The following is a 25,525-nucleotide window of genomic DNA, read 5'->3' on the forward strand; positions in this document are numbered from 1 at the left end:
GGCGCTCCCGGAATATCAGCGCCGGTGCGGCGCCCATGTTTGGGCCGTTCGTGAGGCGTTGCCGTATCGGTCTGGCGCCGATTGCCGAGTGGAGTACAGGTGGTATAATGATTGTATATCGTCCTGCCAAGCCCACGCGCAGCGATCGCGCGGCGCTACCCCGGAGCGCCATGGACCACCTCGCGCCGCACGCAGCGCCGACTAGCTCGCCCAGGCGCAACGTCGCAGACAGCGCCTACGCGCATTTGCACGAATTGCTGCTGACCCACGGGCTGCCGCTCGACCAGCCGATCTCGGAGCGGGCGGTCGCGGCCGCGCTCGGCATCTCCCGCACGCCCCTGCGCGAGGCCCTGCGGCGCATGGAAGGCGAGGGCCTGCTGGAACGCCTGCCAGGCGGTGTTCTGCGGGTACGCCGAATCTCCGTCGAAGAGTTCCTCGAGATCCTTCATCTGCGCCGCCTGATCGAAGGCGAGGCGGCTGCCCTCGCGGCAGCCCGCATCGACCCAGCGCTTCTACGGGCATTGGACGAGCGGGTGGCAGCGCTGCTCGACGTCGGTCGGCCTCTGGCGGACCGGCAGGCAGAACGGCTGGAGGTCGACATCGCGCTGCACCGCGCCATTGCCGCCGCCGCCGGCAGCGGCAATCTCACCCGCCTGCTCGAGGATCTGCGGCGTCGGATGCTGCTGTTCGCGACACCGCCGCAGCCGGGTCGGCTCGAGGAGGCGTGTGCGCAGTATCGCCGCGTCATCGCGGCGCTGCTGGCCGGCGATGCCGAAGCTGCTCGCGCCGCGATGGCGGCGCATGTCGATTCCCTGCGGACCGTCATCCTCCAGCGGCTGGCAGCGCTGTGACGGCTCCAGCCACCCTGGTGCTCGGGGGCGGTGTGGCCGGATTGACGGCGGCGCTGTCGCTGCGCCGGGTGGGCGTTCCAGTCACGGTGATCGAGCGCCTGCCCCCGGGCACCGGCGGCGCCTCCTTCGGCAATGCGGGGATGATCAGCGCAGCAATCGTCGCGCCCTCCTCCCTGCCTGGGATGTGGCGGCAGGTGCCGCGCTGGCTGCTGGACCCGATGGGCCCGCTGGCCATCCGGCCAGGCTACCTCCCCTGGGCGCTACCTTGGCTGCTGCGCTGGCTGGAAGCCGGGCGGGAGACGCGGGTCCGACCGATCTCGCTGGCCCTGCACGCCCTGCTGCGGGACGCGTTCGCCGGCTGGCGCGCACTACTGGGCCCGGCGCAGGCCGACGCGCTGCTCCGCGAGAGCGGCCAAGTGCTGGCCAGCGAGGCGCCCCCCAGCCCTGCCCAGGCCGCTCTCGACCGCAGCCTGCGGGAGGCGGCTGGCATCGCGAGCGAGCGGCTCGACCGCGCGGCGCTCAAGGCCCTGTTTCCAGGCCTCGCACCCTCTGTGCAAAGCGGCCTGCTGCTGCCGGGCAACGGCTTCTGCGTCGATCCTGGCCGGCTGGTCGCCACACTGGCCGATACGCTGCGTGCCGAAGGCGGTGCGATCCTCCTGGAGGGGGTGCAGAAGCTGGTCCCGGAACGCGACGGGTGGATGGTGATGACCGGCATCGCCAATCACCGGGCCGCGCGCGTGGTGATGGCCGCCGGCGCTTGGTCGCGCCCGTTATTGGCGCCCCTCGGCCTCAGCCTGCCGCTGGAGGCCGAGCGCGGTTACCACGCGATGCTGCCCGCGCCATCGATCACCCTCCCCATGCCGATCTCGGTGCGCAGCCGCGGGGTGGGACTCGCGCCGATGTCCGATGGCCTGCGCGTCGCCGGGACCGTCGAGATCGCCGGCCTGGACGCCCCGCCCGAGGAGGCCCGCGCGCTGCGTCTGGCCGCGCAGGCGCGCGCCCTCTTTCCCGGCCTCACGCATGGGCCGCCGCGCCTCTGGATGGGCCCGCGGCCTGGCACCCCCGACAGTTTGCCATTGATCGGCGCGGCAGGGCGACGCCCAGGCCTCTTCCTATGCTGCGGCCATGGCCATCTCGGCCTCACCAGCGCCCCGGCGACGGGCCGGCTGCTCGCCGCACTGATGACCGGCGCGCCGCCGTCGCTCGATCCCACCCCCTATGCGCCCGGCCGCTTCGCCGCGTTGCGCACCGCCTGACCTGGTTCCGCTGGAGGATCGCCCAATGCCCGAGAACGCACCGCCGCTGCTCTTCACACCCCTTACCCTGCGCGGGTTGACCCTGCGCAACCGCGTCGTGGTCTCGCCCATGTCGCAGTATGCGGCGGTGGATGGCGCGCCGACCGACTGGCACTTGGTCCATCTCGGCAAATTCGCCATGGGCGGCGCCGGCGTGGTGTTCTGCGAGGAGACCTCGGTCTCCGAACGCTCCCGCAAGACCTATGACTGCCCGGGCATCTACACGGATGCGCAGGTGAAGGCCTGGCGGCGAGTCACCGACTTCATCCGCGGTCAGGGCGCGGCGGCGGCGATCCAGCTCGGCCATGCCGGGCGCAAGGTCGCGACGCGCGCACCATGGGACGGCTTCGCGCCCCTCGGCGCGGAAGATGCTGCGAAGGGCCGCGCCCCCTGGGCCGGCATCGCGCCCAGCCCCATCCCCTTCAAGGAAGGCGCAACGGTACCGAAGGAGATGGACCGCGACGACATCCGTGCCGTCATCCAGCTCCACGTCGACGCCGCGCGGCGCTCCCTCGATGCCGGCTTCGACATCTGCGAGATCCACGGCGCGCATGGCTACATCATCCAGCAGTTCCTTTCCCCCATCACCAACAAGCGCACCGACGGCTACGGTGGCGACATCCGCGGCCGGATGCGGTTTGGGCTGGAGCTGGTCGAAGCCGTGCGGGCGGCCTGGCCAGCTGATCGGCCGCTCTTCTTCCGCGTCTCCTGCGTCGACGGCCGGGGCGGCATCTGGAGCCTGGAAGACACGGTGCTGTTCGCTGGCGAGCTCAAAACGCTCGGCGTCGACATGCTCGATTGCTCTTCAGGCGGCATCGAGGGGCCGCTGACGCTGCACATCGTGCCGCGCGTGCCGGGGTATCACGTCCCCTTCGCCGAACGCATCAGGCGCGAGACGGGTATTCCCACCATGGCGGTCGGCCTGATTACCGATGCGCATCAAGCCCAGGGGTATCTCGAGGCCGGCCAATGCGACCTGGTCGCCCTGGCGCGCGAGATGATGTGGAACCCGAATTGGCCAGTGCATGCGGCGGCGGCGCTCGGCGTGCCCGCGCCGCACAGTCTGTTGCCGCGTCCCTACGCCTGGTGGCTCGAACGGCGCGAGGAAGTGCGCCGCGCATATCCGACCGGTCGGGAAGAGGCGCAGGCGGTCTAGACGGCTCCCAGGCGCCGCATGATGCCGGCCCGCGTGGCGTCGATGTGCTCGGCCATGGCTTTTCGTGCCGCCTCGGCGTCGTCGGCTTCGAGCGCACGCAGAATCTTCAGATGCTCGGCGCAGATCGGCTCGAGCCGCTCCGGCGTCCGGCGCGTCGCGAAGAGCTGCGTACGGCGGCGCATATCCGCGATCATGCGCGCCAGGCACCGGTTCCCGCAGGCCTCGCCGATGGCGCGGTGCAGATCGAGGTCCAGCAGCAGCCGCTCGGGGCTCGCCGGATCGCCGGTAGCGGCCAGCGCCTGCACGCGACGGCGCAGGGCCTCGATCACCGCGGACGGCACCTTGCCGGCGGCGGCGCCGGCGGCTTCGACTTCAAGCAGGCGGCGGACGCTCAGGACTTCGAGGGTCTCCTCGGCGTCGAGGCGCGGGACGACCAGCGCGCCGTCCGAGCGCCGTGCCAGAATGCCCTCCCCTTCCAGCCGGTGCATTGCCTCTCGCAGCGGGGTGCGGGAGACGCCGAGTTCGGCCGCCAGGCGCCGTTCCTGGACGACGTCATCGGGTTCGAGACGCCGGGAGAGCAGCATTTCGACGAGCTGGTCGTAGGCGTGCCCAGCCGCGCTGCGGCCCTGGTGCAAGAGCTCCTCGCCCGGTCGTCCGCTATCGTCATGCATCATCGTTGAGTCTTGTCGCCTGAAACTGCGTTGCCGGGCAGGTGTTCTGCCGGTATACCACCCACAGACCGCATGCACGAGGGATCGTGCTGGCAGCCGCCGGCCTCCGGGCCAGGCCGGCTGAACCAGCGGCAGGGGAGATTGCGACGGTACACGGCGTTCGACACGGTCTGAGGAGCCCTCATGCTGCGGCGATCGCCAGTTCTACGGGGCATGGCCAGGCTGGCCAATGCCCCGTCCGGGTTGCCTCCGACCCAGAGCCCTGGATGTGCTGCGACCACGACGCAGACCATCCCGCGTCGGATGGTGCTTGGCCTCTTTGCGAGCGGCGCGCTCGCAGCCCCTTCCCCCGCGCGCGCGGCTTGGCCCGACCGGCCGATCCAGATGATCGTGCCCTTCGCGGCCGGCGGGGGCACCGACATTTCCGCGCGCACCCTCGCGCGGTATCTCGAGGCCGAGCTCGGCCAGCCGATCGTCGTGGTGAACCGAGGCGGCGCGGGCGGCGAGATCGGATTGTCGGCCATCGCGGACGCACGGCCTGACGGCTATACGCTCGGCATCATCAACACGCCTGGCGTCGTGACCATCCCGATCGAGCGCTCGCCGCGCTGGTCGATGGACAGCTTCGCCTTCATCGCCGGCGTGGTCGAGGATCCGGCCACCTTCGCCGTGCATCCAGACAGCCCGATCAGGACCATCGCCGATCTTGTCGCCGCGGCACGGGCGGCGCCCGGCCAAGTGACGCTTGGTACGCAGGGCGTTGGCTCGGCCGGCCACATCGCCATGCTGCTGCTGGAGCAGGCGGCGGGCGTGCGCTTCGAGCCAGTGGCCTATGCCGGCGCGGCGCCGGCCGCGCTCGCGATGCTGCAGAAGCAAATTCAGGTGACCACCGCCAATCTCGGCGAGAGCCTCACATTCGCCCAGCAGCAGCCCTATCGCACCCTTGGCGTGATGGCCGCGGAACGCTCCTCCATGGCGCCGGACGTGCCGAGCTTCAAGGAAGCGGGGTATGACCTGCGCGGCGGCTCCCTGCGCGGGATCGGCGCGCCGAGGGGACTGCCGCCCGAGGTTGCGCAGAAGCTCTCCGGCGCGGTCAGCCGCGTGCTGGCCAATGCGGACTTCGTCGCCACCAGCGAGCGAACCTTCCAGCCGCTGCGTTTCCTGCCCCCGGTCGACTATGTCGCCTATCTCAGGGAGGTGGATGCCGCGCATCGCGCGCTCTGGCGCATTCGCCCCTGGAACGGGTGAACGGCCAGTATCCATGATCGGGGCGCGAAGATTTAAGTCAGGATCTCGGCGCCGAGAAGAAAAGGTTCGTCCGGGGGATCGGCTGGATGCCTTTCGCCAACCAGGCCGCGATCCTGTCCATGCGCTTTCCGGCGCAGCCCCACGGCTGCGTTCGCTTGCCGGCCATGCCTGACGTAACAAGGGAGATCACGCAATGAAGGCTGTCGCTGACTATCGCCCCTATGGCTGGCGCGGAAAGATCGGACTGATCGTTCCCTCGACCAACACCATCAATGAGCCCGAGTTCTGGCGCCTGGCGCCCAAGGGCGTGACCATCCACACCGGGCGCGCCACATTGCTCGGCAAGGCGACCGAGGAAAGCTATTTCCGCATGGCCGAGGCTGTGAAGGTCGCGGCCGACGACCTCGCGACGGCCGAGGTCGATGTCGTCGCCTATGGCTGCACCTCGGGGTCGATCGTCTGCTCGCTGCAGGACATCGTGGCGGACCTGCAGCAGCGCACGAAGGTGCCGGCGATCGCGACCGCGGGCGCCGTGGTCGCCGCTCTGCGCGCGCTCGGCGCGCGCAAGGTCGCCGTGGCGACGCCCTATGTCGACTTCGTCAACGACAGTGAGATCAAGTTCCTGAAGGACTACGGCTTCGAGGTGACCTCGATGCACGGTCTGCGCCTGGGCGAGACACAGGAGGAGCGCCGCGGCATCGGCCGCGTGCCGCCCGAGCACGTCTACCGCATGGCGCTCGCCACCGACCGGCCGGATGCGGACACCATCTTCATATCTTGCACCAACCTCGCGACCATCGATGTGATCCAGCAGATCGAGACGGATCTGGGCAAGCCGGTCGTGACCAGCAACCAGTCCTGCTTCTGGGCGTGCTTGCGCATGCTGGGGCTGCGCGACAGGATCGAGGGTCACGGCAGGCTGTTGAGCGAGTGCCTCGACCCGATCACGATGGAGAGCTTCGCGCCGCCTGCGGCGGCCAAGGCCGCCTGAACCCTGTCGGAGGGGGTGCGCTTCCCTCCGGTTCCTCCGCGACGCGCGCCTTCTCCCGCCCGCTGTCAGGACGGCGCACGGATGTTGCGCTCGGTGATGATCCGGCCCCAGCGGGCGACTTCCTGTGCGCGATAGCGCCTGAATTCCGACGGCGTGCTGCCAATCACGTTCACGCCCTGCTGCTCAAGCTTGCCCTTTAGCACCGGATCCGCCAGCACCGCCGTCAGTGCGCGATGGAGTTGCTGCCGAACTGGTTCGGGCGTGCCGGCCGGCGCGAGCAAGGCGAAATCCGTCGAGGATTCGAAGCCCGGAAGCGACTCGCTGATGCTCCGTACATCCGACAACAGCGGCGAGCGCTGCAGACTGCTAATACCGAGCGCCCGCACCTTGCCATCCGCCGCCAGCGGTGCCGCCGTCGCCACATCGACGAAGCAGGCGCCAACTTCGCCCGTCATCAGTGCCTGCGCCGCCGGGCCGCCGCCGCGATAGGGCACATGCGTCATGCTCGCGCCCGACATCGACATGAAGAGCTCGGTCGCCATGTGGCTGGTGCCGGCGACGCCCGAGGTGGAGAAGTTCACCTGCCCGGGGCGCGTCTTGAGGTAGTCGACCAGTCCCGCGATATCCCGGACGGGCAGCGCGGGATGTACGCTCAGCACCTGCCCATTGTTCCCGACCAGCGAAATTGGCGCAAAGGCGGTTTCGCTGTCGTAGGGAATGTTGCCGTAGAGGAACGGGGCCATGACATAGGTGCTGTTCGTCGCCATCAGCAGCGTGTAGCCGTCCGGCCTGGCGCGGGCGACGGCGGTATGGCCGACCACGCCCGCCGCGCCCGTGCGGTTGTCGACGACGAAGCTCTGCTTCAACGCCTCGCTCAGAGATTGGGCAATCAGCCGTGCGACGAGGTCGGTCGAACCACCGGCGGCGAAGCCGACGACGATGGTCACCGGACGGTCAGGATAGGTTTCCGACGCGCGCGCGGCGCGCTGCTGCCCGCCCGCGGCGGCGAGCAGTGCCGGCAGGGCAAGGATGGATCGACGGGAAGGCAATGTCCCACACTCCTTGACAGGGTGCGCACGGTGGCGCGGCGTTTTGTCGTGCCGCGGCGTTCTCCCGATCATCTTGCAGGGGGCGTGTCCCCCCTTTTCAGCCTGCGGCGGTGATGCCGAATTCCTGCACCAGCGCGGAGAAGCGCGTAGCCTCGGTCTGCAGAACACGTCCGAAATCGGCGCGGCTGCCGGCGGTGACGTCGGCACCCAGCTCGATTGTCCGCCGCTGCACCTCCGCTTCCTGCATCACCGCGACGACGGCCGCGTTCATGATGTCCAGGATCGGTCCGGGCGTGCGTGCCGGCGCGATGACGCCAGCCCAGGAGCCGGCTTCGAAACCGTCAATGCCGGCGGCCTCCGCGATCGTCGGCACGTCGGGCCGCTGGCTGAAGCGGCTCGGCCCGCCCATCGCGAGCAGCTTCAGGGCACCGCTCTGAAAGTGCTGGGCAAAGGAGGCATAGCCGTCGATCGTGAACTGCACCCGGCCAGCCAGCAGATCGGTGTGGTATGATCCGCTGCCGCGATAGGGCACATGCGTCGCCTCGATTCCCGCGCGACGGCAGAACCATTCGAGGAAGACGTGCACATTGCTGCCCGAGCCTGCCGAAGCGAAGGAAAGCTGGCCCGGACGGGCTCGCGCATAGTCGATGAAGTCGCGTGTCGTGGCCGCCGGTATATTGCCCGTGATGGTCAGTGCGAATTGCGTGCGCACGGCCAGGCAGACCGGCTCAAAATCCGTCACCGGATCGAAAGGCATGTCGCCGCGCACCGCCTTGTTGATGGTGTGTGACGACACGACCACGCCATAGGTATATCCGTCGGGCGCGGCCTTAGCGACCGCATCCGCGCCGATTACGCCATTGGCGCCCGGGCGGTTCTCCACCACGACGGGCTGATGCAGCTTCGCCGATACGCCGGTGGCGATCAGCCGCGCCATGATGTCGCCGGTCCCGCCAGGGGCGTAGGGCGAGATGAAGCGGATCGGGCGCGTGGGGTAGGGTTGCGCGCGGACGATCGTCGGTGTCGCAATGGCCAGCGCGAAGGTCGCTCGGCGGGAAAGAGCTTTGAGCATCTCGTCTCCATCGCCCTGTCGGGCGTCTGCGGCACTCCCTCTCCAGCGCCTAGCCGGTCTATGCCGGCGTTACGGCAAATCGGTCGTTCAGCTCAGGGCGGCGGCCACAGCGCTCCGCCCGCACGCAGCACCCTCCCACCGACTGCGCTCGTGCAAGTGTGCTGCCACATGCAAATGTGTTGCCACGCGATGCAAACGCGTCGCCGCGCCGCGACCCGCGCGGTGCCGGCGCACGCGTGCGCCCGAAGCAGCCGGTGTGACGAGGGGGCAGCAGCACACGGGTCAGCCCAACCCGGCGGGAGCAGATGCCGCTTCCCGCGCCAGCTCCCAATGCGTGCGGTGCTTGGCCAGGCCGAGCTGGTCGCGGAGCGTCCGGCCGTCATAGCTTGTCCGGAACAGGCCGCGGCGCTGCAGCTCCGGCACCACCAGTTCGGCGAAGTCCTGGATCTGGTGCGGCAGCCAGCCAGGGGTCAGGTTGAAGCCGTCGGCAACGCCCGCCGTGAACCACTCTTCCATATGGTCCGCGACGTCCTTCGCCGTGCCCATCACCGGCGGCCGTCCCCAGGTGCCAGCGCCAAGCCGGCGCCCGAGTTGGCGGATGGTGAGGTTGTCCCGCTGCGCCATGTCATAAAAGCGGCGTGCGCCACTCTGCATCATGGAGTTCGAGTATTTCGGCTCCGGCACCGGGCCATCGAGGGGATAGTCGGACATGTCGCCCATGCGGGAGTAGACCAGTGCCAGGCCGGTCTGTTCGTGCACCAGGTCCTGCATCAGCTCGTACTTGCCTTCCGCGTCGGCGCGCGTACGGCCGACGAAGACGGAGGCGGCAGGCATGATCCGCACGGCATGGGAATCCCGCCCCTTCTCCGCCAACATGCCGCGCAAGGAGGCAGCGTAGTCCTTGGCAGCCTGCAGGCTGACCGCGGCCGTGTAGACCAGGTCGGCATGGGCCGAGGCGATGCGCCGTGCCGGTTCGCCGTCGCCGGCCTGCACCAACACCGGCCGGCCCTGCGGCGAGCGCGGACAGGTCAGTGGCCCCATCACCTTGAAGAATTTCCCGGCATGGTTCAGCACATGCATCTTGGCAGGGTCGACGAATTGCCCGGAGACCTTGTCCAGCACCAGCGCGTCATTCTCCCACCCATCCCACAGGCCTTTGACGACCTGGACGAATTCCTCGGCGCGCTCGTGGCGCTCGTCATAGGACGGCATGTGCTCGAGGCCGAAGTTGCGCGCCTCCGCATCGTTGAAGGAGGTCACGACATTCCAGCCGGCGCGGCCGCCACTGACATGATCCAACGAAGAGAAGCGGCGCGCGATCTGGTAAGGGTCGTTGAAGGTGGTCGAGGCGGTGGCAACGAGGCCGATGTTGCGCGTATTCGCGGCAATAGCCGAGAGCAGGATGAGCGGGTCGAGCTCCACGACACGATTGGTGTAGGCGATGGAGCCGGCAGGCGTATCGCCGCCGATATAGCCGACGTTGTCGGCGAAAAAGATCATGTCGAAGCAGGCGCTCTCCGCGATCTTCGCGACCTTGAGGAAGCTGTCGTAGTCGAGCTGGCCGTCGGCCTTCACCTCGGGGTGCCGCCAGGGCGCCTGCGCATAGCCCAGCGCACGGATGGAGAGGCCGAGATGCATCTTGCGCGTCGTCATCACTGCTCCCGAGAGGCGGATGGCCGCCGTTGCGGTCCCTCCCGGACTGGTATACCAGTCGTATTCCTCTTCGCAAGGTGCCGAAGAGGCCGTCGGACAGAGCAGCGAGCGAGGCCGGACTTTGGTGAAGAACGGGATGAAGGTGCGGCTTGCCGAAGGCGGTGTGGCGCTCGTCGTCACCACGCAGCTGGCGCGGGACGGCGACGTCGCGCGCATCCTGGGCGTCGCCGGTTACGACGTCATGGTCATTGATCGCGAGCACAACCAGATCCCGGAAGACGCGGTGAATGCGCTGGTCATGGCCGCGCTCGAATGCGGCATCACGCCGCTGATCCGACTGCCCGACAGCGCTCACGGCCCGATCGGTCAGGCGCTTTCCGCGGGCGCGCTCGGCGTGGTGATTCCGCGTGTGGAGAGCGTCGAAATCGCGCGCGCCATCGTGCATGCGGCGACCTTCCCGCCCGCCGGCCGCCGCCCAGTGCCGCCGGTCTTCCCGCATTTCCGCCGGCGGCCAATCTCGCAAGGTGACGCGACCGCAGCGCTGACGGCAGAGACGAGCGTCGTTGGCATCATCGAAACCAGGCGTGCGATGGAGGCGATCGACGAGATAGCGGCCGTGCCGGGGCTGGATGTGCTGTTCCTGGGCGCGTCAGACCTGATGGCGGATCTCGGCCGGCCTGGACGAAAGGACGATCCGGCATTGTGGGAGAGCGCGGCGGCGGTCGTTGCAGCCTGCCGACGTCACGGCAAGACGCCAGGTATCGGCGGCTTGCCCGACGACAGCCAGCTCCAGCGCGCACAGGCGATGGGGATGCGCTACCTCTCCGCAGGGCATGACGCGGCTTTGCTGCAGAGCGCCGCTTCGACACGGGTTCGTTTGCTTCGCGGCGGCGAATGACGAGTTGCCGCGAAAGGCCATCTGCCGCCGGCTGATGGAGCGACCGACATCCAGCCGGCATCTCGATGACGCAGTTGCCGGTTGCAACGCCACGTTGGGGATCACGCCAGCGGGTCGGACTGCTTCGGCTCAATCCAGTGATGAGCGCTGGCCTCGACTAGCCAATCGGAAGCGCTCCGACGCCGATCACGAGCCGCGCGAAACCTCGATTCGCCGCAACATTGGCCTCGCTCCTGTATCGTCGGCGCCACCGTGGAGCCCTCCCCTTTCGAAGGCGGGAGCGCTCGTTTGGCAGCGCCGCCTTGCTTCGGCCATCTACCGCCGCCGTCAGACCAATTGGGCAGCGTGTGGCGGCCGACCTGTATCGCCCGCGCTCTTCGAGATACGCCAGGGGAGATGCGCGGATCATTTCGTCCCTTCCGCCGGCTTCCCGGGTTCCCATGCTCATGTGTGGCGCGGCGCATTCTGCTTTCGTGCGACTAACTCAGCGCGTGACGCACCCATTCGGCCCATTGGAGAGCCTCTCTGTCCTTTCCTGGCGCGGCGACGATCTGCACACCAAGGGGAAGCCCGTTGGGTCCTGAACCGGCAGGCACGCTCACGCACGGTGCGTGCAGTGCCGTCCACAACAGGTTGAAGGCCGGATCTCCCGTCCAGTCGAGCCGCCGCGGCGCTTCGCCGACCGCCGCCGGTGTCAGCACGGCATCGTAGTCCGCGATGACGCCTGGAAAGGCGGCGCGCGCGGCGACGAACGTGTCTCGGGCTTCGCGAAGCGCATCCGCTGGAAGCGCCCGGGCAGTCTCAAGCTTCTCACGAAGCACATTGGAGACCTGCTCGCGATGCTGCGTCAGTTCCCAGGCAAGGGCCTGCGCGCCCTCCATGTTCATGACCACCGGGTGCGCCTTGGCCGCGGAGGTGACGATCGAGGGCATCTCCCTCCGGGTCACCTTTGCACCCGCGCGGACGACGAGCTCCGCGACATGCTCCATAAGGGCCAGCGTCTCCGGCGCAGCTTGCTCCGCAGTGGGGCCGAGGCAGAGTAGCAGATGCGGCGCCCGATCTGGCTTCACGGCCGGGTCACCGAGGCTTCGTCCCGTCGCCCCGGCGATCATCAGGGCACAGTCGGGAACTGTTCGGGCCAGCGCACCGATCGTGTCGAGGGATTCGCTCATTACCTTCATGCCGGCGCGGTGGATCGCGCCATGCGTCGGCATGTATCCGACCACGCCACAGAAGGCTGCCGGGCGCAGGATGCTGCCAGCCGTCTGCGTGCCGTAGGCCAGCGGGAAAAAATGCGCGGCCACCCCTGCTGCCGAGCCGGACGAGGAACCGCCGGGCGTATGCGCCGGGTTCGCGGGGTTCACCGTCGGACCCGGTTCGCGTGTGGCAAACTCCGTCGTCACCGTCTTGCCGATGACGACGGCACCGGCGGCCCGGGCCATGGCCACCGAAGCCGCATCAGCGCGGGGCACATGGTCGGCCCAGATGGGCGAGCCGTAGCCGCTCGGCATCGCGGCGACGTCGAGTACATCTTTCACGCCGATAGGAAGCCCATGGAGCGGTCCCGGCTCGGTACCAGATCGACGCCGCGCATCCGCTGCGCGCGCCTCCGCGAGCGCGACCTTCTCGTCCAGATAGACGAAGGCGCGCAGCTGCGGCTCCCGCATGCGGATTCGCTCGAGATGGGCCTCCATAATCGCGGTCGCCGACGTCTCGCCCGTCCGCAGGCGGCGCGCCAGCTCGGTCGCAGGAAGAAGGGTCACGTCCGTCATGCGTGTGGGGATCCGGCAATGGGGTTGGTGCATTCGCTCAGAAGGCGGCCATAGCCCTCGATACGGTCGGGAATCCCGGCCAATCGCAGGCAGTTCCAGAAGCAGGCTTGGTTGCTGGTGACAACCGGCTTGCCAAGGTCGGTCTCAATGGCCGCGATCACATCGAGCGTGGCTAGGTTCGTGCAGGAGATGAAGATGGCCTGCGCCTCCGGTCGGTCCACTTGGCGTGCCATACGGTAGACGTGCTCCGGCGGTACGCGCCCGATGGCGCGGCGCTCAGCCTCCGTCCCGCCGAGCCCGAGACCGTGCAAAGAGGTCACCTCGAAGCGGTGGAGCGCGAGGAACTTCCGCTCCGCTTCGTTGATGAAGTCGACGTAAGGCGTCGCAACGGCGACACGGGATATGCCGAGCGCCCGCAACGCCGCGATCACCGCACCGGCAGTGGCGATGGCCGGGACACCAGCCCGTGTTCCAATCCCACTCACGATCTCATCGAGCGGCTGAACGATGGAGCCGGAGGTGCAGCCATAGGCGATCACATCGACCTCTGCCGTTGCCAGGTCGTCGGCGCCGTGCATCCCGGCCTCGCGCAGGCGCTGAAAGTAGGCTTCGCTGAATTCGCCTGTCGACGTGGCGCGCGCCGTATGGATGGTGACGCCGCGCGGCGCGAGGCGGCAGAACTCCACCTCATTGATGGTATTGGTAGAGGGGATGATCAGGCCGATCTTCGCGCGCCAGCCGTATGGCGCATAGCCCGCGACGGCCTTCATGCCGGCGCGCCGGTCGGCGGAGTCATCGTGGCATAGATTCCGACTGCCTCAGCGCCATAAGCAACGGCGTTCTCCCAGATGCGCTCGCCTTTCGCGGCAGTAGCGGGCAACGGATCGTCGCGCAGGCCCATGGGGGAGTCATCCGCCATGTTGGCGAAATTGATGAAGTGCGATCCTCCGAAAGCGATCTTGTTGCCGGAGAGCGCCTTCACCTTCGGCGAAGGCGGTGGTGAGATGAGCGGTGGCTTCGCGCGATCCATGAACACCAGTTCCGGGCACAGGTGCAACGCGACGGAGGTGACCATTTCCGCTGCATGGGCGGTCGGCGCGGAGTTCGTCTCGAAGGCCACGCCTCCCACGTCGCGCATCACCGAGAACACGTCGATCAATGCTCCCATGCTGCCATGCCGCCGTCGGAGCGTCCGACACACGCCCTCCAGGGGGCCAAGTGAGCCATTATGCACATTGACGAAGAAGAACCGGCGAAATCCCTGCGCCGCGAGCCCGTCGCAGGCGTCCAGCACATAGGCTTCAAGCGTGGCCATTTCGACAGAGCAGGTTCCCGGGTAGTCCAGGAACATGTGGGAGTAGTTGAACGGGACGACCGGCACGACCGCAATGCCGGCGCGCTCACCAATCTCCGTGGCGTAAGCCTCGCAGATGCGAAGTTCTGTGCCTGTCGCCAGATGCGGCCCGTAGCATTCGGTCGCGCCGATCGGTACGATCACCGTCTCGTGGATCTCGAGGTAGGCGCGGATGTCGGCATAGGGTACGCGGTCGGTGCGCATGGTGTCTCCTTGATGTCGCACGGGGTGGCTCTGGGTAGGCGCTACCGCCAGGGATGGGTCGCCCAGAGCGAACGCAGATCGGCCTCCAGATTCGTCAGATGCGCGGTATAAGCATTCGCCTTCATGACCCGCATCGGCAGGGAGGAGGCTGCCATGGCAACGGCGAAATCGGGGTCCGCTACCATCTTGTCGACCGCCGCCTCGATGGCAGCGATCACCTCGGGCGGGGTTGCGCGCGGAGCGCCGAGGCCCCGCTGCGAGCCGACCTCGACCTGGATGCCCGCCTCAGCGAGCGTCGGCAGGTCCGGCATCGCCGTCAGGCGGCGCGGTGACATGACGCCCAGGATGCGCCAGTCGCTCTGTCCTCGCGCGAAGCCGAGGGATTCGGCGAAGGTGGTTGTCGCGATGTCGATCTGCCGCCCGAGAAGCGCGCTCGCGACGCCGGAGGCACCCTGGAATGGGATGTGCTCCGCGGCGATGCCGGTCGCCCGCGTCAGCGACATCATGGCAATGTGGCCGACGGCCCCGATGCCGGCGGTGCCATAGGTCAGGTGTCCGGGCCGAGCACGGGCGGCGGCCACAAGATCCTCGATGGTCCGGATGGGGCTGGAGGCGTGAACCGACAGGGTGACGGGATCGTCCGCAATATTCGCGATGAGCGCGAAGCTATCGAGGCGAAAACGTGGGGATGCGCGTTCGATTGGAAGCGTGAGGATATTGGGCGCATTCAGAAGGCCCAGGGTATGGCCGTCCGGACGCGCATCCGCGACGGCGCCCCACCCGACCTCTCCGCCTGCCCCTGGGCGGTTCAACACGACAAAGCCCCTGCCGCCAGCGTGCTTGTCCAGAAAGCGAGCGGCGATACGCGCCGTCAGGTCCACGCCACCACCGGGCGTGAAAGGAACGATGATCTCGACGGGACGCTCTGGCCATGCGGCCGCAAGCGACCCTCGAGACAGGAACGGTGTGGCCAATAGAGCAGCCACGGTGCGCCGGGTGATCGGCGTCGCTTGGCGGCGAACAGGCTGGGACGGGCTCAACATCGCGGCTCCTTCAGCGCAGGGCGCCATGGTGCGGATGAACCGTGTCGGCGTTGTCTTCTTGCTTCCGATAAGCGGGCCGACTGCGAGGATCGCCGGCCCGGGTACAGGATTGAGCGGCGCGACCATTCTCACAAATGATAATATCTTCTACTTCCATGCCATTCTGTCATGGAGTTCTTGAATGAAGCTGCAGAACCTCCGTGCGTTGCGGGCGCTGATGCGGACCGGTTCCGTCACCAAGGCGGCGGACGCCATCGGCTTGACCCAGCCCGCGGTGAGCCGGCTGATCAGCACTCTTGAGCAGGAGGTCGGGTTTTCACTTTTTGCGCGGGAACAGGGGCGGCTCCTCCCAACCCGTCAGGCCGAGCTGTTCTATCGTCGCGTCGAGCGCGTCCTCGACGGCGTGGACGATCTCTCGCGTGTTGCTCGCGAGATCGCATCCCATCGCGAGGGATCATTGGTGCTGCTGTGCACGCCCCAGGCCGGCTATACTGTCTTCCCCGAAGCAATCGCCGCGTTCACGCGCCAGTACCCGAACATCCGGATCAGCCTCGAGATCGTGGAGCGTCGGGACGTGGCGCGATCCGCGCAATCCCTCCACTACGATATGGGCTTCACTGCGGTTCCTTTCGATGCCCCCGGGCCGAGTGTCCGGCAGCTCTTCACCCTCCCCGCACGTCTGCTATTGCCACCTGCGCATCGCTTGGCGCGACGGAGAAAAGTGGAGATCCGCGACCTGCAAGGTGAGAACATCATCATGCTGACGAAGGAGAATTCCATCCGGCCGAAGATGGAACTCGAGCTCGCCAAGGCAGGTATCTCCTACCGCTCAGGCCTCGAAACCTCCTCGCCGTTCGTTGCGTCACGCTTTGTCGCATTGGGGCTCGGCATTGCGGTGGCTGATCCCTTCAGTCCTCTGATGATCGGACCGAAGCAATTGGCAAATCGTCCGATGTCAGGCGATATCACCCTCACCTATGGCTTCTTCTTCCCGGAGAGCCGGCCCGTACCCCAGCTTTGCGAAGAGTTCGTGACGACACTCGGACATGTCGTTTCACGTCACCGGCTTGGTCCGGTCGCTACGCGATGAGAAACGGCCGACAGTTTCAACGCGGTGGTCGTATGGAATAGATGGCCCCGCCCGGTCGCTTGGCCGGCGTGGGGAAGCGAAGGCGCCAGCACGCTGCTCCGCTGGATGCTTACTGGGCGAGCCGGCCCCTTGCTCGCCAGTGCGCGCCGATGGCAGGCCGGAGCCCGATCCCATCAGTCGCGAAAAGGACTCTCCGGTTCCAGACGTTGGCGCCGACGAATACCGCGTCAGAGCCAGCCATCAATGGATGTGCCTATGCACCACTACCTCAGCCCTCTTCCTCCTGAAGCTCCAGGTAGGCCGCTGCCGCACCACCACCGATCCCGTCGTCGAAACGCTGCTTTGCGGCCGAGATCTCATCGGGGCCAAACGACCGCTGCTCGATATCCATCGACACCGCGAGGTAATTCTCTTGCATGATCTGATGGAAGCGGGACTGAGCGATGTAGAGGTCCGGTCTAGGCTGAACGCACCAGCAGCGCGAATGGCGGCAAGCGGGTAGGGAGATGCCGATGCTGGCGGAGACAGGCCGCTGGTGCGACACCGGCTGTCGGCCATCGGCGCGCCTCTCGACGAAACAGGAGATCGGCAATGACCGTCATCGTTTCGGTGAAAATCAATGACGGCGTGGTCATGGCGGCTGACAGCGCCGGCTCCATGGCGAGCGGCCAGATCTACGCGCACGCCAACAAGATCACCAACATCTGCGAAGGACTGCCGGTCGGGGCGATGTCGACGGGCTCGGGCGGCATCGGCAATGAGTCGATCGAGACCCTGCTGAAGGACCTCCGCCGTCGCTTCGCGGGCCGCAGCGCGTCGCATTCCGGCTGGAAACTGGATCCCAACGCCTACACGATCGAGCAGGTCGCCGGGCGGCTCCGCAGCTTCCTGTTCGAGGAGAAGGCCGCGATCAACGAAGCCGAGACCAGCATTCAGCTGCGCGTGTGCGGCTACTCCGCGGGCCGGCCGCTGGCCGAGATCTGGGAGGTGGACCTCAAGCGGCATGCCTGCCCGCCGCCGCGCTGCGTCATGGAGGAGAGCGGCTTCGGGGTGCTGTGGAATGGCCAGTACGAAGCCCTGAATCGCCTGGTCCTCGGCCTTGGAAACGACGCGCAGGCAGTGATCGTCGCGTCCGGATTGTCGGAGGCGAAGGCGGCCGAACTGCAGGCCAGGCTGGTCAAGGACCTCTATGTCACCCTCGCCGTGCCGGCGATGCCGATCCAGGACGCCATCAACCTCGCACGGTTCCTGGTCGAGACGACGATCGGCTTCATCCAGTTCGCGGTGTTCCTGCCCAAGTCAGTGGGCGGCGCGGTCGAGATCGCTGCGATCACCAAGCATGAGGGATTTCGCTGGGTGCAGACCAAAAGCCCGCAGCCCGACGCTGTGGGCGGTCGATAGCTCAACTCCGTTGGGCGATGTGAGTGGCGGTTGCCACACCACACGCCGCCAGCCCCATGCCAATAAATGAAGTCAGTTGCGGCCCGGCAAATGGAGCCAGATCGAGAGTTGGGCGTAGGCCCATAGCGGTGAGATTGGCCAACAGCCATCCTGCCCCCCGCGAGTCCGGGGACTCTTGCTCCGCGCCGATCACGTGCAGCCTGGCATTGGCGGCGGCGCCGCGCTGGGCACCTCAGCGAAGACCACCCAGGATCAGCGTGCAGCCGTGCGGCTGACCGATGGTTTGCCGGCCAGTCGAGCTGGGGACACTGCGCCCGGCCTGGGCAATGCCTCGGCCGCTTTCATTCTCAATAAATTGAGGAAGTATTCCGGCATATTTGAAATGACCGTGTTACCGTCAATATTATTCACTCGTCGCGCGTCTCAAACAATTAAGGAAAAGAGCATGATCGCCGATGTTTATCAGCAGATAAATTCTCTATTTTATATGGCAGGAAAATGCGAAATCTCCGACCTTTCCAATGGGATCGTGGAAGTTCTGGATGTGGTGCCGGAGGAAGTCTGGTCCCCGCTACGAAGCTATGGCTGGCTCGACAGCCATCAGTTCGACGTGGTCCGCATGGCCGGCGCCAGTGGTGAACGGATGGCGCTAATCGCACACTCTGGTGCATGCCCAGCCGTCCTGCCGGGTTGGATCGCTACCGCGGCCTCCGCCCCGCACTAGCGGAGGCAATAAGTGATTAGGGAGGAGACTCCACGCGCTTCAAGCAATCGCGTCTGCTTCATGAGAACGCTATCCGCAGGTGCATCGACGATGATGGAAGCGGAGGCGCGCGAGGTGCACCGCCTCCGTGCCCGTCGGAAGACTCTGCGTGCACAGATGAAATCATCCCGGCCCCCAAGGCCACCCGCGAGAAGCTGAAGGTGGTGCGGGGGGACTGACGCGGCCGCCGCCGGGCGCCCAGCCGGCACCGCCCAGACGGCTCGCGTCCATGCTCCGCGCCCTAATCATGCTCGGAGGCAGTTGAAGGGCGCCGTGGACTTATGCGGCCATACTGGCCCGCCAGATCGACGTGACGCTCAGCATCGATCCCGCCGGGGTGTGCACCGCACGAGCTTCGAGCGGCTGGCGTTGGATACCCGCGATTGGGCGGTCGCGCAGGGTCTCGTCTTCGGCTTGCCGGAGATCGTGGAAGACGCCTTCTCCCCGCATGTCCGGGAGGTCGAGACGGAGGGACGGGCTACGCCACCAGGCCTGCTCTGGCGCTGTACGGAGTGGGAAGCGCAGTACCCGGCTTGCCGCGAGGGCTTGCGCGTCGATGCCCTACCACGCGCTCGAACACTCGCCCGGGAATGGGTACAGAAGGGCTGACGTCGAACGACGGACTCGACGCACGGCTGTCCTGCAGCGTCAGTCGGCTGACCAGAGCGCCACTGCATCGCTTTCCCGCGACGGGCTCAACGGGGCTGAGGCTGGCAGTTCATGCTGCGCGCCGGCCGCGGCCGCGGCAGCGGCAGCGGCCGACCATTTTTACAAGAAGATGGGTCGGGAGCGGCTCATCCTTATGGGGTTTTTCTCTCGGGCGACGCGTCAGGCGGCGCGGATACCACCGAGGAAGCCGTCGACCCGGCCGCGCAGGGTCTGGGCCTAACGGAGGAGCGGGACAAGGCGATCGCCAAGTCGAGACGCTGGCGCCGCGCCGGATGGCTCCTTGCGGGTTCGTAAGAGTCAGTCTTCAATGCGCCGGATCGGACAGATTACAGCGAGGACTGTTGGAATGACGCTTCGGTCGATCGTACGGGGCTGCGCATTAGCCGCGGCATTGTGGACAGCCGGCTCACATGACCGGCGAGCAGTGGCCGACATCCGGGTGTTCATATGCTTCGACTTCGAGTTGGACAGCGCGGACCTGCCGCCGGGCTGCTCCGAGACCTTGGCTGAATTCGCAAGCTACTGGCAGGACAGCCTGGCGGGCCGCCTCGCTCCTGCGACTGCGGAGCGCGCAGAGCCGTTCCCCGCCCGAGCTTGGCGCGTCGAGATCGTCGGGCGCTCCGGGGGGGAGCGTGATGGAAACAACTTGGCGTTCCTGCGAGCCGCCCGGGTAGCGCGCGAACTTGCCAGGTTGGGTGTTCCCGCGAGCGTCATCGAGTTGAAGGGGAGCAGTGACCGCGAACTCGTGGATGCTTCGAACCCGCGCTCTGGCGCTAACAGGCGCGTCGGGATCAATCGGATTTAAGCGGCGACGCGATCTTCGCCAGTGCCTCCACCAAGAGGTTCGGCGGGCCTGTCAAGCATCCTCGTACTTGTGCGCCGCGTCGCGTCCGAGCGACATCCAGCGCCTTACCTTCGAGATTTGTCGTGCACTGCTCGCGCTACCTGGCGCCGAGGTCGGCTTTTGATCTGTTCCGCCGGCGCCGCGACCTGGAGCGCGCGGCCGCCAATCTCGGCGCGGCGCCGCTGACCGTCTTCCGCACCGTGACGCTGCCGCTGCTCGCCGCGTCCTTCGTGACCGCCTTCCTCTTCGCCTTCCTCAGCGGCTTCGACGACCTGATCATCGCCCTGTTCCTGAGCTCGCCGCGCGGCACCACGCTGGCGATCCGCATGTGGGAGGATATCCGGCTGGAGATCAGCCCGAAGACGGCGGTGGTCGGCGTGGTGCAGCTCGGGGTGCTGCTGGTCGCAATGACCTTGCCAATGCTGCGGACCCTGCTGCCGCATCGGAGGGTGCGAACGGACGCCTGATGGTGCTGCCGCGCGTCAGGCGGCCGCCATCGGCGCCGGGCACCGCCCCCGCCATGGCGCCGCACGCTCATAGGCATCCCCGGCACGGAGCGCTGTCGCCTGAAGAGGATCTCCGGCGGTACCGGCTGCAAGGTCTTCGCCGGCTCCCGGTGGGCAGCATGATGAGATCGACCTCGCGCAGCACCGCCTGCATACGCGACGCAAGTCCCACCCATATGCGCATCGCCTGCACATAGTCCTCGGCCCGAATCAGCCCGCCAGCGATGATGCGGTAGCGCAGGCTGGCACCCAAACAGGTCCGGCCGGTCGCGGAGGTTGGGGCCGTGGATCGAGAACAGCTTCGACAATTGGCGAGCCCCTGCGGTCGGAGCTTTCTGCAATAGATTCCACCTGTGTCCAGCGATCCGCGCCCCGTTGCAGCGCGACGGGCAGCGATCGGTCTCGTCGCCGAGATCATGGCGATAGCTGCCCCAGGATGCGCCGCTGGACAGAAGGGAAGATATCCGCCGAGGGCCGGCGAGCCACCTGCGCGCCCGGTATCGACATTAGCTCAGACGATCGTGGGCTCTTGCTGAAACACGGTCACGGGTGAGGGCTTTCGCCGCGGTTCCCCAGGATCGGCGAGGTTTGGCCATATCCCCTCGAGCGCAGCGGTGCTCTTTGCCGATTAATCTTGGCGTATACGATTGCCTTCAGCTCTCCTTAAGGCACTCCACCATATTCCGTTGTCGTGCCGATACCACGGAACATGGCCGCGCGCTGGCGCGTGCGAGCGGAGGCGGGGATGCTTGGACTTTCTGGTGTACGCACCGCGGCTGCGACGGTGGCCGCGCTTCATAAGTCGCAGGCGATTATCGAATTCGCCATGGATGGCACGATCCTGACCGCCAATGGCAACTTCCTGAAGGCCATGGGGTACACGCTGTCCGAAATCCAGGGGAAGCATCACGGTATATTCGTGGCCCCCGACTTCCGCGACAGCGCCGAATACCGTCAGTTCTGGGCCGATCTGAACAAAGGCGAATATCGGGCCGCGCAGTACAAGCGGATCGGCAAGGGCGGCAAGGAAGTCTGGATCGAGGCGTCCTACAACCCGATCTTGGATCGCCGCGGGAGTCCCTACAAGGTCGTCAAATTCGCCACCGACGTCTCCGCGCAGAAGGCGATTTTCGCCGACCTGCTCGGAAAGACCGATGCCATAAACCGCTCGCAGGGGATGATCGAGTTCAATCTCGACGGCACGGTCATCACGGCCAACGACAACTTCCTTCGTCTCCTCGGCTATACGCTCGAGGAGATCCGGGGGAAGCATCACCGCCTCTTCGTCGATCGCGCTTTCGCCGACAGCGCGGAATACCGGCAGTTCTGGGCCGACCTGAACAACGGCGAATACCGGGCCGCGCAGTACCGGCGGATCGGCAAGAGCGGCAAGGAAGTCTGGATCGAGGCGTCCTACAATCCGGTGATGGACCTGAATGGCCGCCCGTGGAAGGTCGTCAAGATCGCGACCGACCTCTCGCCGCGCAAGGCGGAGAACGCGGCGCTGGCGCATGAGTTCGAGACCGGGGTGAAGACCCTGGTGAATGCGGTCGCCACCTCCGCGGAGGACATGCAAGGCACCGCCCAGACACTCGCCGCCTCGGCCGAGCAGACGAACCAGCAGTCCAACACCGTCTCGGCTGCGGCGGAGGAACTGGCGGCCTCGGTGAACGAGATCTCACGCCAACTCGCGGTCGCGACTGAGGTCATCCGCAACGCGGTCGGTCAAGCACGGACGTCGGAGCGGATGGTGGGCGAGCTGGTGAGCGCCGCGGTCAAGATCGGCGACGTGACGCAGATGATCACGGACATCGCCAGCCAGACCAACCTGCTCGCCCTCAATGCCACCATTGAGGCCGCGCGCGCAGGCGAAGCGGGCAAGGGCTTCGCGGTGGTCGCGTCCGAAGTGAAGACGCTCGCGACCCAGACCGCGAGCGCGACTGAGGAGATCGGGAAGCAGATCAACGGCATTCAACAGGTCAGCCAGTCAACGGCGCACGCCATCGATGAGATCGTGAAGATTGTGAGCCAGATCAGCGAGATCAGCGTGTCGATCGCAGGTGCCGTCGAGGAGCAGTCGGCAGCGACGCGAGAGGTGTCGTCCAACATAAGCTCTGTCACGAGTGCCGCCGAAGCGACGGGCCGGTCCTCGGCCGCGGTCCTAAACACCGCGCAGTCGCTGTCGCAGCAGGCCGATGGGCTCGAGCAGCGCGTCGACGGCTTCCTGAAGAGCGTCCGTGCGATGTGACGAAGCCTGCCGGTCGCATGGACGTACCAGCCGCAGCGGCTCACCGACCAACCCGCCTCTAGTCAACGAATGCAAAGGGACGGCAGAGAATTCTCCGAGTACTGGAGCGCGGACGGGGGGCGCTAATCGGTCCGCGCCAAGACATCTGTGAGGATCGATTCGATCGCCTGCTGCGCTGCCTGCGTGTCTTCCGGGGCGATCGCCATCGGCAAGGCTCTTCAGGGCGCCGTCACGCGGGTCGCGCGAAAGGTGACGTTGTCCGTCGTGCCGTGAATGGTCGCTCGCATGCCGACATGCAGCCCGGGGCGGCGTTCGGCGAAGACATAGATTTCGCTCAGCGGCGGCGCGCGATCAGGATGAAACCGTAGGCCATCCACCAGCAGCTCTGTGACCGTGCCGCTGATTGAATGAGTGGCGGAGCCATGATGGCCGGGCTCCGCCAGCCGATAGAACACTGTCATGGCCGGTGTCCCTGTCGCAGGTCGCGAGGCAACGAGCGTGAGATAGAGGTTGTCACGCCAGGTCCCCATCACGTCGCCATAGACCCAGTGGCACGTCTTGGCCCCGCCATCCGGCTGCGTGCAGAGCTCACCGTTCTCGTTGGTCCAGCGGCCGACATAGCTTTGGCCGCGATAGCGGCCGCGCAGCGTGCCGTCAGCGGCGTAGCGCTCAGTCCAGATGAAGCCCTCAGCGGCGGCAACGAGGGTCGCGCCTTGATGAAAGGCATTGCCCAGGGCGAGGCCGGTGGCGGGCGGCGGCGGCGCCGCGGTGGGCTGCGCTTCCGCGCCGGCCGTTAGCAGGACACAGAGCGTCGCCATCCACGAAAGCCTGCGCACCAATACTCTCCCCATCTGCGGTACAAGTATAGACGGACTGCACGCACGGCGCCCGCAGCGGAGGCGAGAACAGCCCGGCGACCATCATCAAGCTCGCCCAATAAACAGATAAATGACTGTCAACGCGACCATCGGCACCTTCACCAAGACCACGGCGGCTACACCGGCACGGTCTCGACCCTCGCCCTCGACGCAAAGGTCCAGGTCCGGCCGGCAGAGAAGTCCAGCGAGAAGGCCCCCGACTTCCGCATCCTCGCCGGCCGCGCCGAGATCGGGGCGGCCTGGAAGACGACCGCGAACGACGGCCGCGATTAGCTCTCGGTCAAGCTCAGCGATTCCCACCCTGCCGGCGCCGATCCTCGCAAACCTCCTTGAGATGGAGAATGGCGAGCACGAGTTGATCTGGTCCCGGCCGAACGGCTCCCGCAGCAGGGACTAAGTGACCGAGGGTGCCCTCGCTACTAGGCAGGGGCACCGCCGAACCTCCTCGATGGCGCTGGCGCACGCGTGCGGAGGTCAGTCACCGACCAGGGAGTGTCCGCTTCGCGCCAAAGCTGTCGTCGCAAGCCGTTGCAGAAGCGGACATTCGTTAAGCCTGATAGCGGGGCCTAAATCGAAGGAGACAAGGAGCCCTTCTCAAGCACCTGCTGTCACGACATCCAAGCCGTGTGCCCATCAAGATAAGACCTACGCGTCCTGAAGGGGGGGCTGGTCAACCGCGATGTTCAATATAATATGGAGCCGTTCACTCCGCTCCCTGCTGCAAGGCGTCGTCTGATGAAGGTCGCTGTCATCGGCGCCGGCATTGCCGGCCTTTCCACCGCCTGGTCGCTGGTGAAGCAGGGCGTCGAGGTCACGCTCTTCGAGCAGGGGAGCATCCCCAACCCGCTCTCCGCCTCGGGCGACCAGCACCGGCTGATCCGCCGCGCCTATGGGGGCATGGACGGCTACGCGACACTGATCAACGAGGCCTTCGCGGCCTGGGACGAGCTTTGGGAGGATCTGGGCGAGTCGCATCTCGCGAACCGCGGCGTCATCGCGATCAACCAGTATCCGAACGACCTGGGCCTCGCATTTGTCGGCAGCATGCGGCGGCACGGCCATCCCTTCACGACGCTGCGGCCGGAAGAAGCGGCGGAACGCTACCCCTTCCTCGACGCCGGCACCTTCCGCGAGGCCTATCACAGCCCCGACGGCGGTCCCCTGCTCTGCCAGAAGATCGGCGCCGGCCTCGCCGCCTGGCTCGAACGCCATGGCGCCACGCTGCGCCCGAACACGCGCGTCGCGGCGGTGGATGGCACGGCCGGCACCGTGACACTGGCGGGCGGCGAAGCGCTGGCCTTCGACAAGACGGTGGTCACCGCCGGCGCCTGGGTGCTTCAGCTCTTCCCCGAGTTGGCGGACCGCCTCACCGTCTGCCGCACTATCGCCGTCTATGTCGCGCCACCCGAGGATCTCCGTGCGGCCTGGGACGTGGCGCCGGCGGTACAGTCCATCGGCGGCATCCTTTCCGGCTACATCCTGCCGCCGGCCGGCGGCACCGAGCTGAAATTCGCCGCGGGCTCGCTGCGGCGGCTGGCGCGCAACGGCGATGCAGACGCCGATCGCGAGGCGCTGCCAGAGGAGGGCGAGACCATGCGCAACCTCTTCGCGCCGCCGCTCGCCCGCGTGAAGGACTATGCGATCCTGCGCACGATCACCTGCGCCTATACCTTCACCGAGGACCTGCGCTTCCTGAGCCAGCCGGCTGGCAAGGCGCTGATCGTCTCGCCCTGCTCGGGCCATGGCTACAAGTTTGGCGCCGCCGTGGGCCGGCGCGTCGCCGATGCGGTGCTTGACGGCGATGCCGACCGGCTGAGCCGCTGGCTCCGCGCCGAGGATTTCTCGCCCCGCAAGGCCGCCTGAGAGGAA

Annotated in this window: 24 protein-coding genes; 14 read left to right on the forward strand and 10 right to left on the reverse strand. The window is 66.9% G+C overall.

Annotated elements, in window-relative coordinates; genetic code table 11:
• Positions 1-35 precede the first annotated feature (35 nt).
• Genes GXW71_RS24630 through GXW71_RS24640 form a run of 3 tightly spaced genes read left to right on the forward strand, consistent with a single transcriptional unit; the run spans position 36 to position 3,302 of the window.
• Positions 36-851, forward strand: coding sequence for a GntR family transcriptional regulator (locus GXW71_RS24630; RefSeq protein ID WP_211855348.1), 816 nt, complete (start codon positions 36-38; stop codon positions 849-851).
• Positions 848-2,107, forward strand: coding sequence for an NAD(P)/FAD-dependent oxidoreductase (locus tag GXW71_RS24635; RefSeq protein WP_211855349.1), 1,260 nt, complete (start codon positions 848-850; stop codon positions 2,105-2,107). The genes GXW71_RS24630 and GXW71_RS24635 overlap by 4 nt, the downstream gene beginning before the upstream one ends.
• 25 nt (positions 2,108-2,132) lie before the next feature.
• A complete protein-coding gene (locus tag GXW71_RS24640) occupies positions 2,133-3,302 on the forward strand; it encodes an NADH:flavin oxidoreductase/NADH oxidase (RefSeq protein WP_211855350.1) in 1,170 nt (389 codons plus the stop codon).
• Here GXW71_RS24640 and GXW71_RS24645 read toward each other — a convergent pair.
• The gene (locus GXW71_RS24645) at positions 3,299-3,976 is read right to left on the reverse strand and encodes a GntR family transcriptional regulator (protein WP_211855351.1); all 678 of its coding nucleotides are present in this window, start codon (positions 3,974-3,976) and stop codon (positions 3,299-3,301) included. The two genes, GXW71_RS24640 and GXW71_RS24645, sit on opposite strands and share 4 nt — an antisense overlap.
• Positions 3,977-4,357: 381 nt before the next feature.
• On the opposite strand from GXW71_RS24645, the gene GXW71_RS24650 reads away from it, so the two are divergent.
• Both GXW71_RS24650 and GXW71_RS24655 read left to right on the forward strand, forming a co-directional pair.
• Positions 4,358-5,221, forward strand: a complete 864-nt coding sequence (locus tag GXW71_RS24650; RefSeq protein ID WP_246526861.1) for a tripartite tricarboxylate transporter substrate binding protein — start codon at positions 4,358-4,360, stop codon at positions 5,219-5,221.
• Positions 5,222-5,414: 193 nt separating this feature from the next.
• Positions 5,415-6,212, forward strand: coding sequence for a maleate cis-trans isomerase family protein (locus GXW71_RS24655; RefSeq protein WP_211855353.1), 798 nt, complete (start codon positions 5,415-5,417; stop codon positions 6,210-6,212).
• Between the two features lie 65 nt (positions 6,213-6,277).
• Here the strand turns inward: GXW71_RS24655 and GXW71_RS24660 are convergent, their stop codons facing one another.
• From GXW71_RS24660 to GXW71_RS24670, 3 genes are all read right to left on the reverse strand, one after another.
• Complete coding sequence (locus tag GXW71_RS24660; protein ID WP_211855354.1) at positions 6,278-7,261, reverse strand: Bug family tripartite tricarboxylate transporter substrate binding protein; 984 nt, start codon at positions 7,259-7,261, stop codon at positions 6,278-6,280.
• 97 nt (positions 7,262-7,358) lie between these two features.
• A complete protein-coding gene (locus GXW71_RS24665; RefSeq protein ID WP_211855355.1) occupies positions 7,359-8,333 on the reverse strand; it encodes a tripartite tricarboxylate transporter substrate binding protein in 975 nt (324 codons plus the stop codon).
• Between the two features lie 282 nt (positions 8,334-8,615).
• Positions 8,616-9,986: an LLM class flavin-dependent oxidoreductase gene (locus GXW71_RS24670; protein WP_211855356.1), complete on the reverse strand. Its 1,371-nt coding sequence runs from the start codon at positions 9,984-9,986 to the stop codon at positions 8,616-8,618.
• Between GXW71_RS24670 and GXW71_RS24675 the strand changes: the two genes are divergently transcribed.
• Positions 9,973-10,884, forward strand: a complete 912-nt coding sequence (locus GXW71_RS24675; protein WP_211855357.1) for an HpcH/HpaI aldolase family protein — start codon at positions 9,973-9,975, stop codon at positions 10,882-10,884. The two genes, GXW71_RS24670 and GXW71_RS24675, sit on opposite strands and share 14 nt — an antisense overlap.
• 479 nt (positions 10,885-11,363) lie before the next feature.
• Here the strand turns inward: GXW71_RS24675 and GXW71_RS24680 are convergent, their stop codons facing one another.
• The 4 genes from GXW71_RS24680 to GXW71_RS24695 are packed head-to-tail and all read right to left on the reverse strand — an operon-like array spanning position 11,364 to position 15,383.
• Positions 11,364-12,656 (reverse strand): amidase, encoded by a 1,293-nt coding sequence (locus GXW71_RS24680; protein WP_211855358.1) that lies wholly within the window; start codon positions 12,654-12,656, stop codon positions 11,364-11,366.
• Positions 12,653-13,426, reverse strand: a complete 774-nt coding sequence (locus GXW71_RS24685; protein WP_211855359.1) for a maleate cis-trans isomerase family protein — start codon at positions 13,424-13,426, stop codon at positions 12,653-12,655. Before GXW71_RS24685 ends, GXW71_RS24680 begins: the two co-directional genes overlap by 4 nt.
• Positions 13,423-14,214: a creatininase family protein gene (locus tag GXW71_RS24690; protein WP_211855360.1), complete on the reverse strand. Its 792-nt coding sequence runs from the start codon at positions 14,212-14,214 to the stop codon at positions 13,423-13,425. Before GXW71_RS24690 ends, GXW71_RS24685 begins: the two co-directional genes overlap by 4 nt.
• Before the next feature lie 41 nt (positions 14,215-14,255).
• Positions 14,256-15,383 carry a tripartite tricarboxylate transporter substrate binding protein gene (locus tag GXW71_RS24695; protein ID WP_211855361.1) on the reverse strand — a complete coding sequence of 376 codons (1,128 nt, stop codon included), beginning with the start codon at positions 15,381-15,383 and terminating at the stop codon, positions 14,256-14,258.
• 55 nt (positions 15,384-15,438) lie between these two features.
• On the opposite strand from GXW71_RS24695, the gene GXW71_RS24700 reads away from it, so the two are divergent.
• The gene (locus GXW71_RS24700) at positions 15,439-16,347 is read left to right on the forward strand and encodes a LysR family transcriptional regulator (protein ID WP_211855362.1); all 909 of its coding nucleotides are present in this window, start codon (positions 15,439-15,441) and stop codon (positions 16,345-16,347) included.
• 268 nt (positions 16,348-16,615) lie between these two features.
• Here the strand turns inward: GXW71_RS24700 and GXW71_RS24705 are convergent, their stop codons facing one another.
• Positions 16,616-16,765 carry a hypothetical protein gene (locus GXW71_RS24705; RefSeq protein WP_211855363.1) on the reverse strand — a complete coding sequence of 50 codons (150 nt, stop codon included), beginning with the start codon at positions 16,763-16,765 and terminating at the stop codon, positions 16,616-16,618.
• 173 nt (positions 16,766-16,938) lie between these two features.
• Here GXW71_RS24705 and GXW71_RS24710 point away from each other — a divergent pair, with 173 nt between their 5' ends.
• The 5 genes from GXW71_RS24710 to GXW71_RS24730 all read left to right on the forward strand — a co-directional run bounded on the left by GXW71_RS24710 (position 16,939) and on the right by GXW71_RS24730 (position 22,778).
• The gene (locus tag GXW71_RS24710; protein WP_211855364.1) at positions 16,939-17,748 is read left to right on the forward strand and encodes a hypothetical protein; all 810 of its coding nucleotides are present in this window, start codon (positions 16,939-16,941) and stop codon (positions 17,746-17,748) included.
• 175 nt (positions 17,749-17,923) lie between these two features.
• The gene (locus GXW71_RS24715) at positions 17,924-18,472 is read left to right on the forward strand and encodes a hypothetical protein (RefSeq protein ID WP_211855365.1); all 549 of its coding nucleotides are present in this window, start codon (positions 17,924-17,926) and stop codon (positions 18,470-18,472) included.
• Between the two features lie 378 nt (positions 18,473-18,850).
• Positions 18,851-19,120, forward strand: coding sequence for a hypothetical protein (locus GXW71_RS24720; protein WP_211855366.1), 270 nt, complete (start codon positions 18,851-18,853; stop codon positions 19,118-19,120).
• A gap of 987 nt (positions 19,121-20,107) precedes the next feature.
• Positions 20,108-20,491, forward strand: coding sequence for an ABC transporter permease (locus tag GXW71_RS24725; RefSeq protein ID WP_211855367.1), 384 nt, complete (start codon positions 20,108-20,110; stop codon positions 20,489-20,491).
• Between the two features lie 748 nt (positions 20,492-21,239).
• Complete coding sequence (locus GXW71_RS24730) at positions 21,240-22,778, forward strand: methyl-accepting chemotaxis protein (protein WP_246526862.1); 1,539 nt, start codon at positions 21,240-21,242, stop codon at positions 22,776-22,778.
• Between the two features lie 218 nt (positions 22,779-22,996).
• Here GXW71_RS24730 and GXW71_RS24735 read toward each other — a convergent pair whose 3' ends face one another.
• Positions 22,997-23,617 (reverse strand): hypothetical protein, encoded by a 621-nt coding sequence (locus tag GXW71_RS24735; RefSeq protein ID WP_211855368.1) that lies wholly within the window; start codon positions 23,615-23,617, stop codon positions 22,997-22,999.
• Between the two features lie 105 nt (positions 23,618-23,722).
• Here GXW71_RS24735 and GXW71_RS35600 point away from each other — a divergent pair, with 105 nt between their 5' ends.
• A complete protein-coding gene (locus GXW71_RS35600) occupies positions 23,723-23,929 on the forward strand; it encodes a DUF736 domain-containing protein (RefSeq protein ID WP_408902006.1) in 207 nt (68 codons plus the stop codon).
• Positions 23,930-24,391: 462 nt separating this feature from the next.
• Positions 24,392-25,519 carry an NAD(P)/FAD-dependent oxidoreductase gene (locus GXW71_RS24745; protein ID WP_211855369.1) on the forward strand — a complete coding sequence of 376 codons (1,128 nt, stop codon included), beginning with the start codon at positions 24,392-24,394 and terminating at the stop codon, positions 25,517-25,519.
• The last annotated feature ends 6 nt before the right edge of the window (positions 25,520-25,525 follow it).

This window comes from Plastoroseomonas hellenica, from assembly GCF_018129085.1.
Taxonomy (GTDB): Bacteria; Pseudomonadota; Alphaproteobacteria; order Acetobacterales; family Acetobacteraceae; genus Plastoroseomonas; species Plastoroseomonas hellenica.

Bases quoted from the DNA above. Each gene is read 5' to 3' on its own strand.
- GXW71_RS24745 (WP_211855369.1), top strand. From the start codon at position 24,392: ATGAAGGTCGCTGTCATCGGCGCCGGCATTGCCGGCCTTTCCACCGCC.
- GXW71_RS24690 (WP_211855360.1), bottom strand. From the start codon at position 14,214: ATGCGCACCGACCGCGTACCCTATGCCGACATCCGCGCCTACCTCGAG.
- GXW71_RS24705 (WP_211855363.1), bottom strand. From the start codon at position 16,765: ATGCAAGAGAATTACCTCGCGGTGTCGATGGATATCGAGCAGCGGTCG.
- GXW71_RS24700 (WP_211855362.1), top strand. From the start codon at position 15,439: ATGAAGCTGCAGAACCTCCGTGCGTTGCGGGCGCTGATGCGGACCGGT.
- GXW71_RS24655 (WP_211855353.1), top strand. From the start codon at position 5,415: ATGAAGGCTGTCGCTGACTATCGCCCCTATGGCTGGCGCGGAAAGATC.
- GXW71_RS24730 (WP_246526862.1), top strand. From the start codon at position 21,240: ATGGCCGCGCGCTGGCGCGTGCGAGCGGAGGCGGGGATGCTTGGACTT.
- GXW71_RS24645 (WP_211855351.1), bottom strand. From the start codon at position 3,976: ATGATGCATGACGATAGCGGACGACCGGGCGAGGAGCTCTTGCACCAG.
- GXW71_RS24680 (WP_211855358.1), bottom strand. From the start codon at position 12,656: ATGACGGACGTGACCCTTCTTCCTGCGACCGAGCTGGCGCGCCGCCTG.
- GXW71_RS24710 (WP_211855364.1), top strand. From the start codon at position 16,939: ATGACCGTCATCGTTTCGGTGAAAATCAATGACGGCGTGGTCATGGCG.
- GXW71_RS24670 (WP_211855356.1), bottom strand. From the start codon at position 9,986: ATGACGACGCGCAAGATGCATCTCGGCCTCTCCATCCGTGCGCTGGGC.
- GXW71_RS24685 (WP_211855359.1), bottom strand. From the start codon at position 13,426: ATGAAGGCCGTCGCGGGCTATGCGCCATACGGCTGGCGCGCGAAGATC.
- GXW71_RS24695 (WP_211855361.1), bottom strand. From the start codon at position 15,383: ATGGTCGCGCCGCTCAATCCTGTACCCGGGCCGGCGATCCTCGCAGTC.
- GXW71_RS24630 (WP_211855348.1), top strand. From the start codon at position 36: ATGTTTGGGCCGTTCGTGAGGCGTTGCCGTATCGGTCTGGCGCCGATT.
- GXW71_RS24665 (WP_211855355.1), bottom strand. From the start codon at position 8,333: ATGCTCAAAGCTCTTTCCCGCCGAGCGACCTTCGCGCTGGCCATTGCG.
- GXW71_RS24640 (WP_211855350.1), top strand. From the start codon at position 2,133: ATGCCCGAGAACGCACCGCCGCTGCTCTTCACACCCCTTACCCTGCGC.
- GXW71_RS24650 (WP_246526861.1), top strand. From the start codon at position 4,358: ATGATCGTGCCCTTCGCGGCCGGCGGGGGCACCGACATTTCCGCGCGC.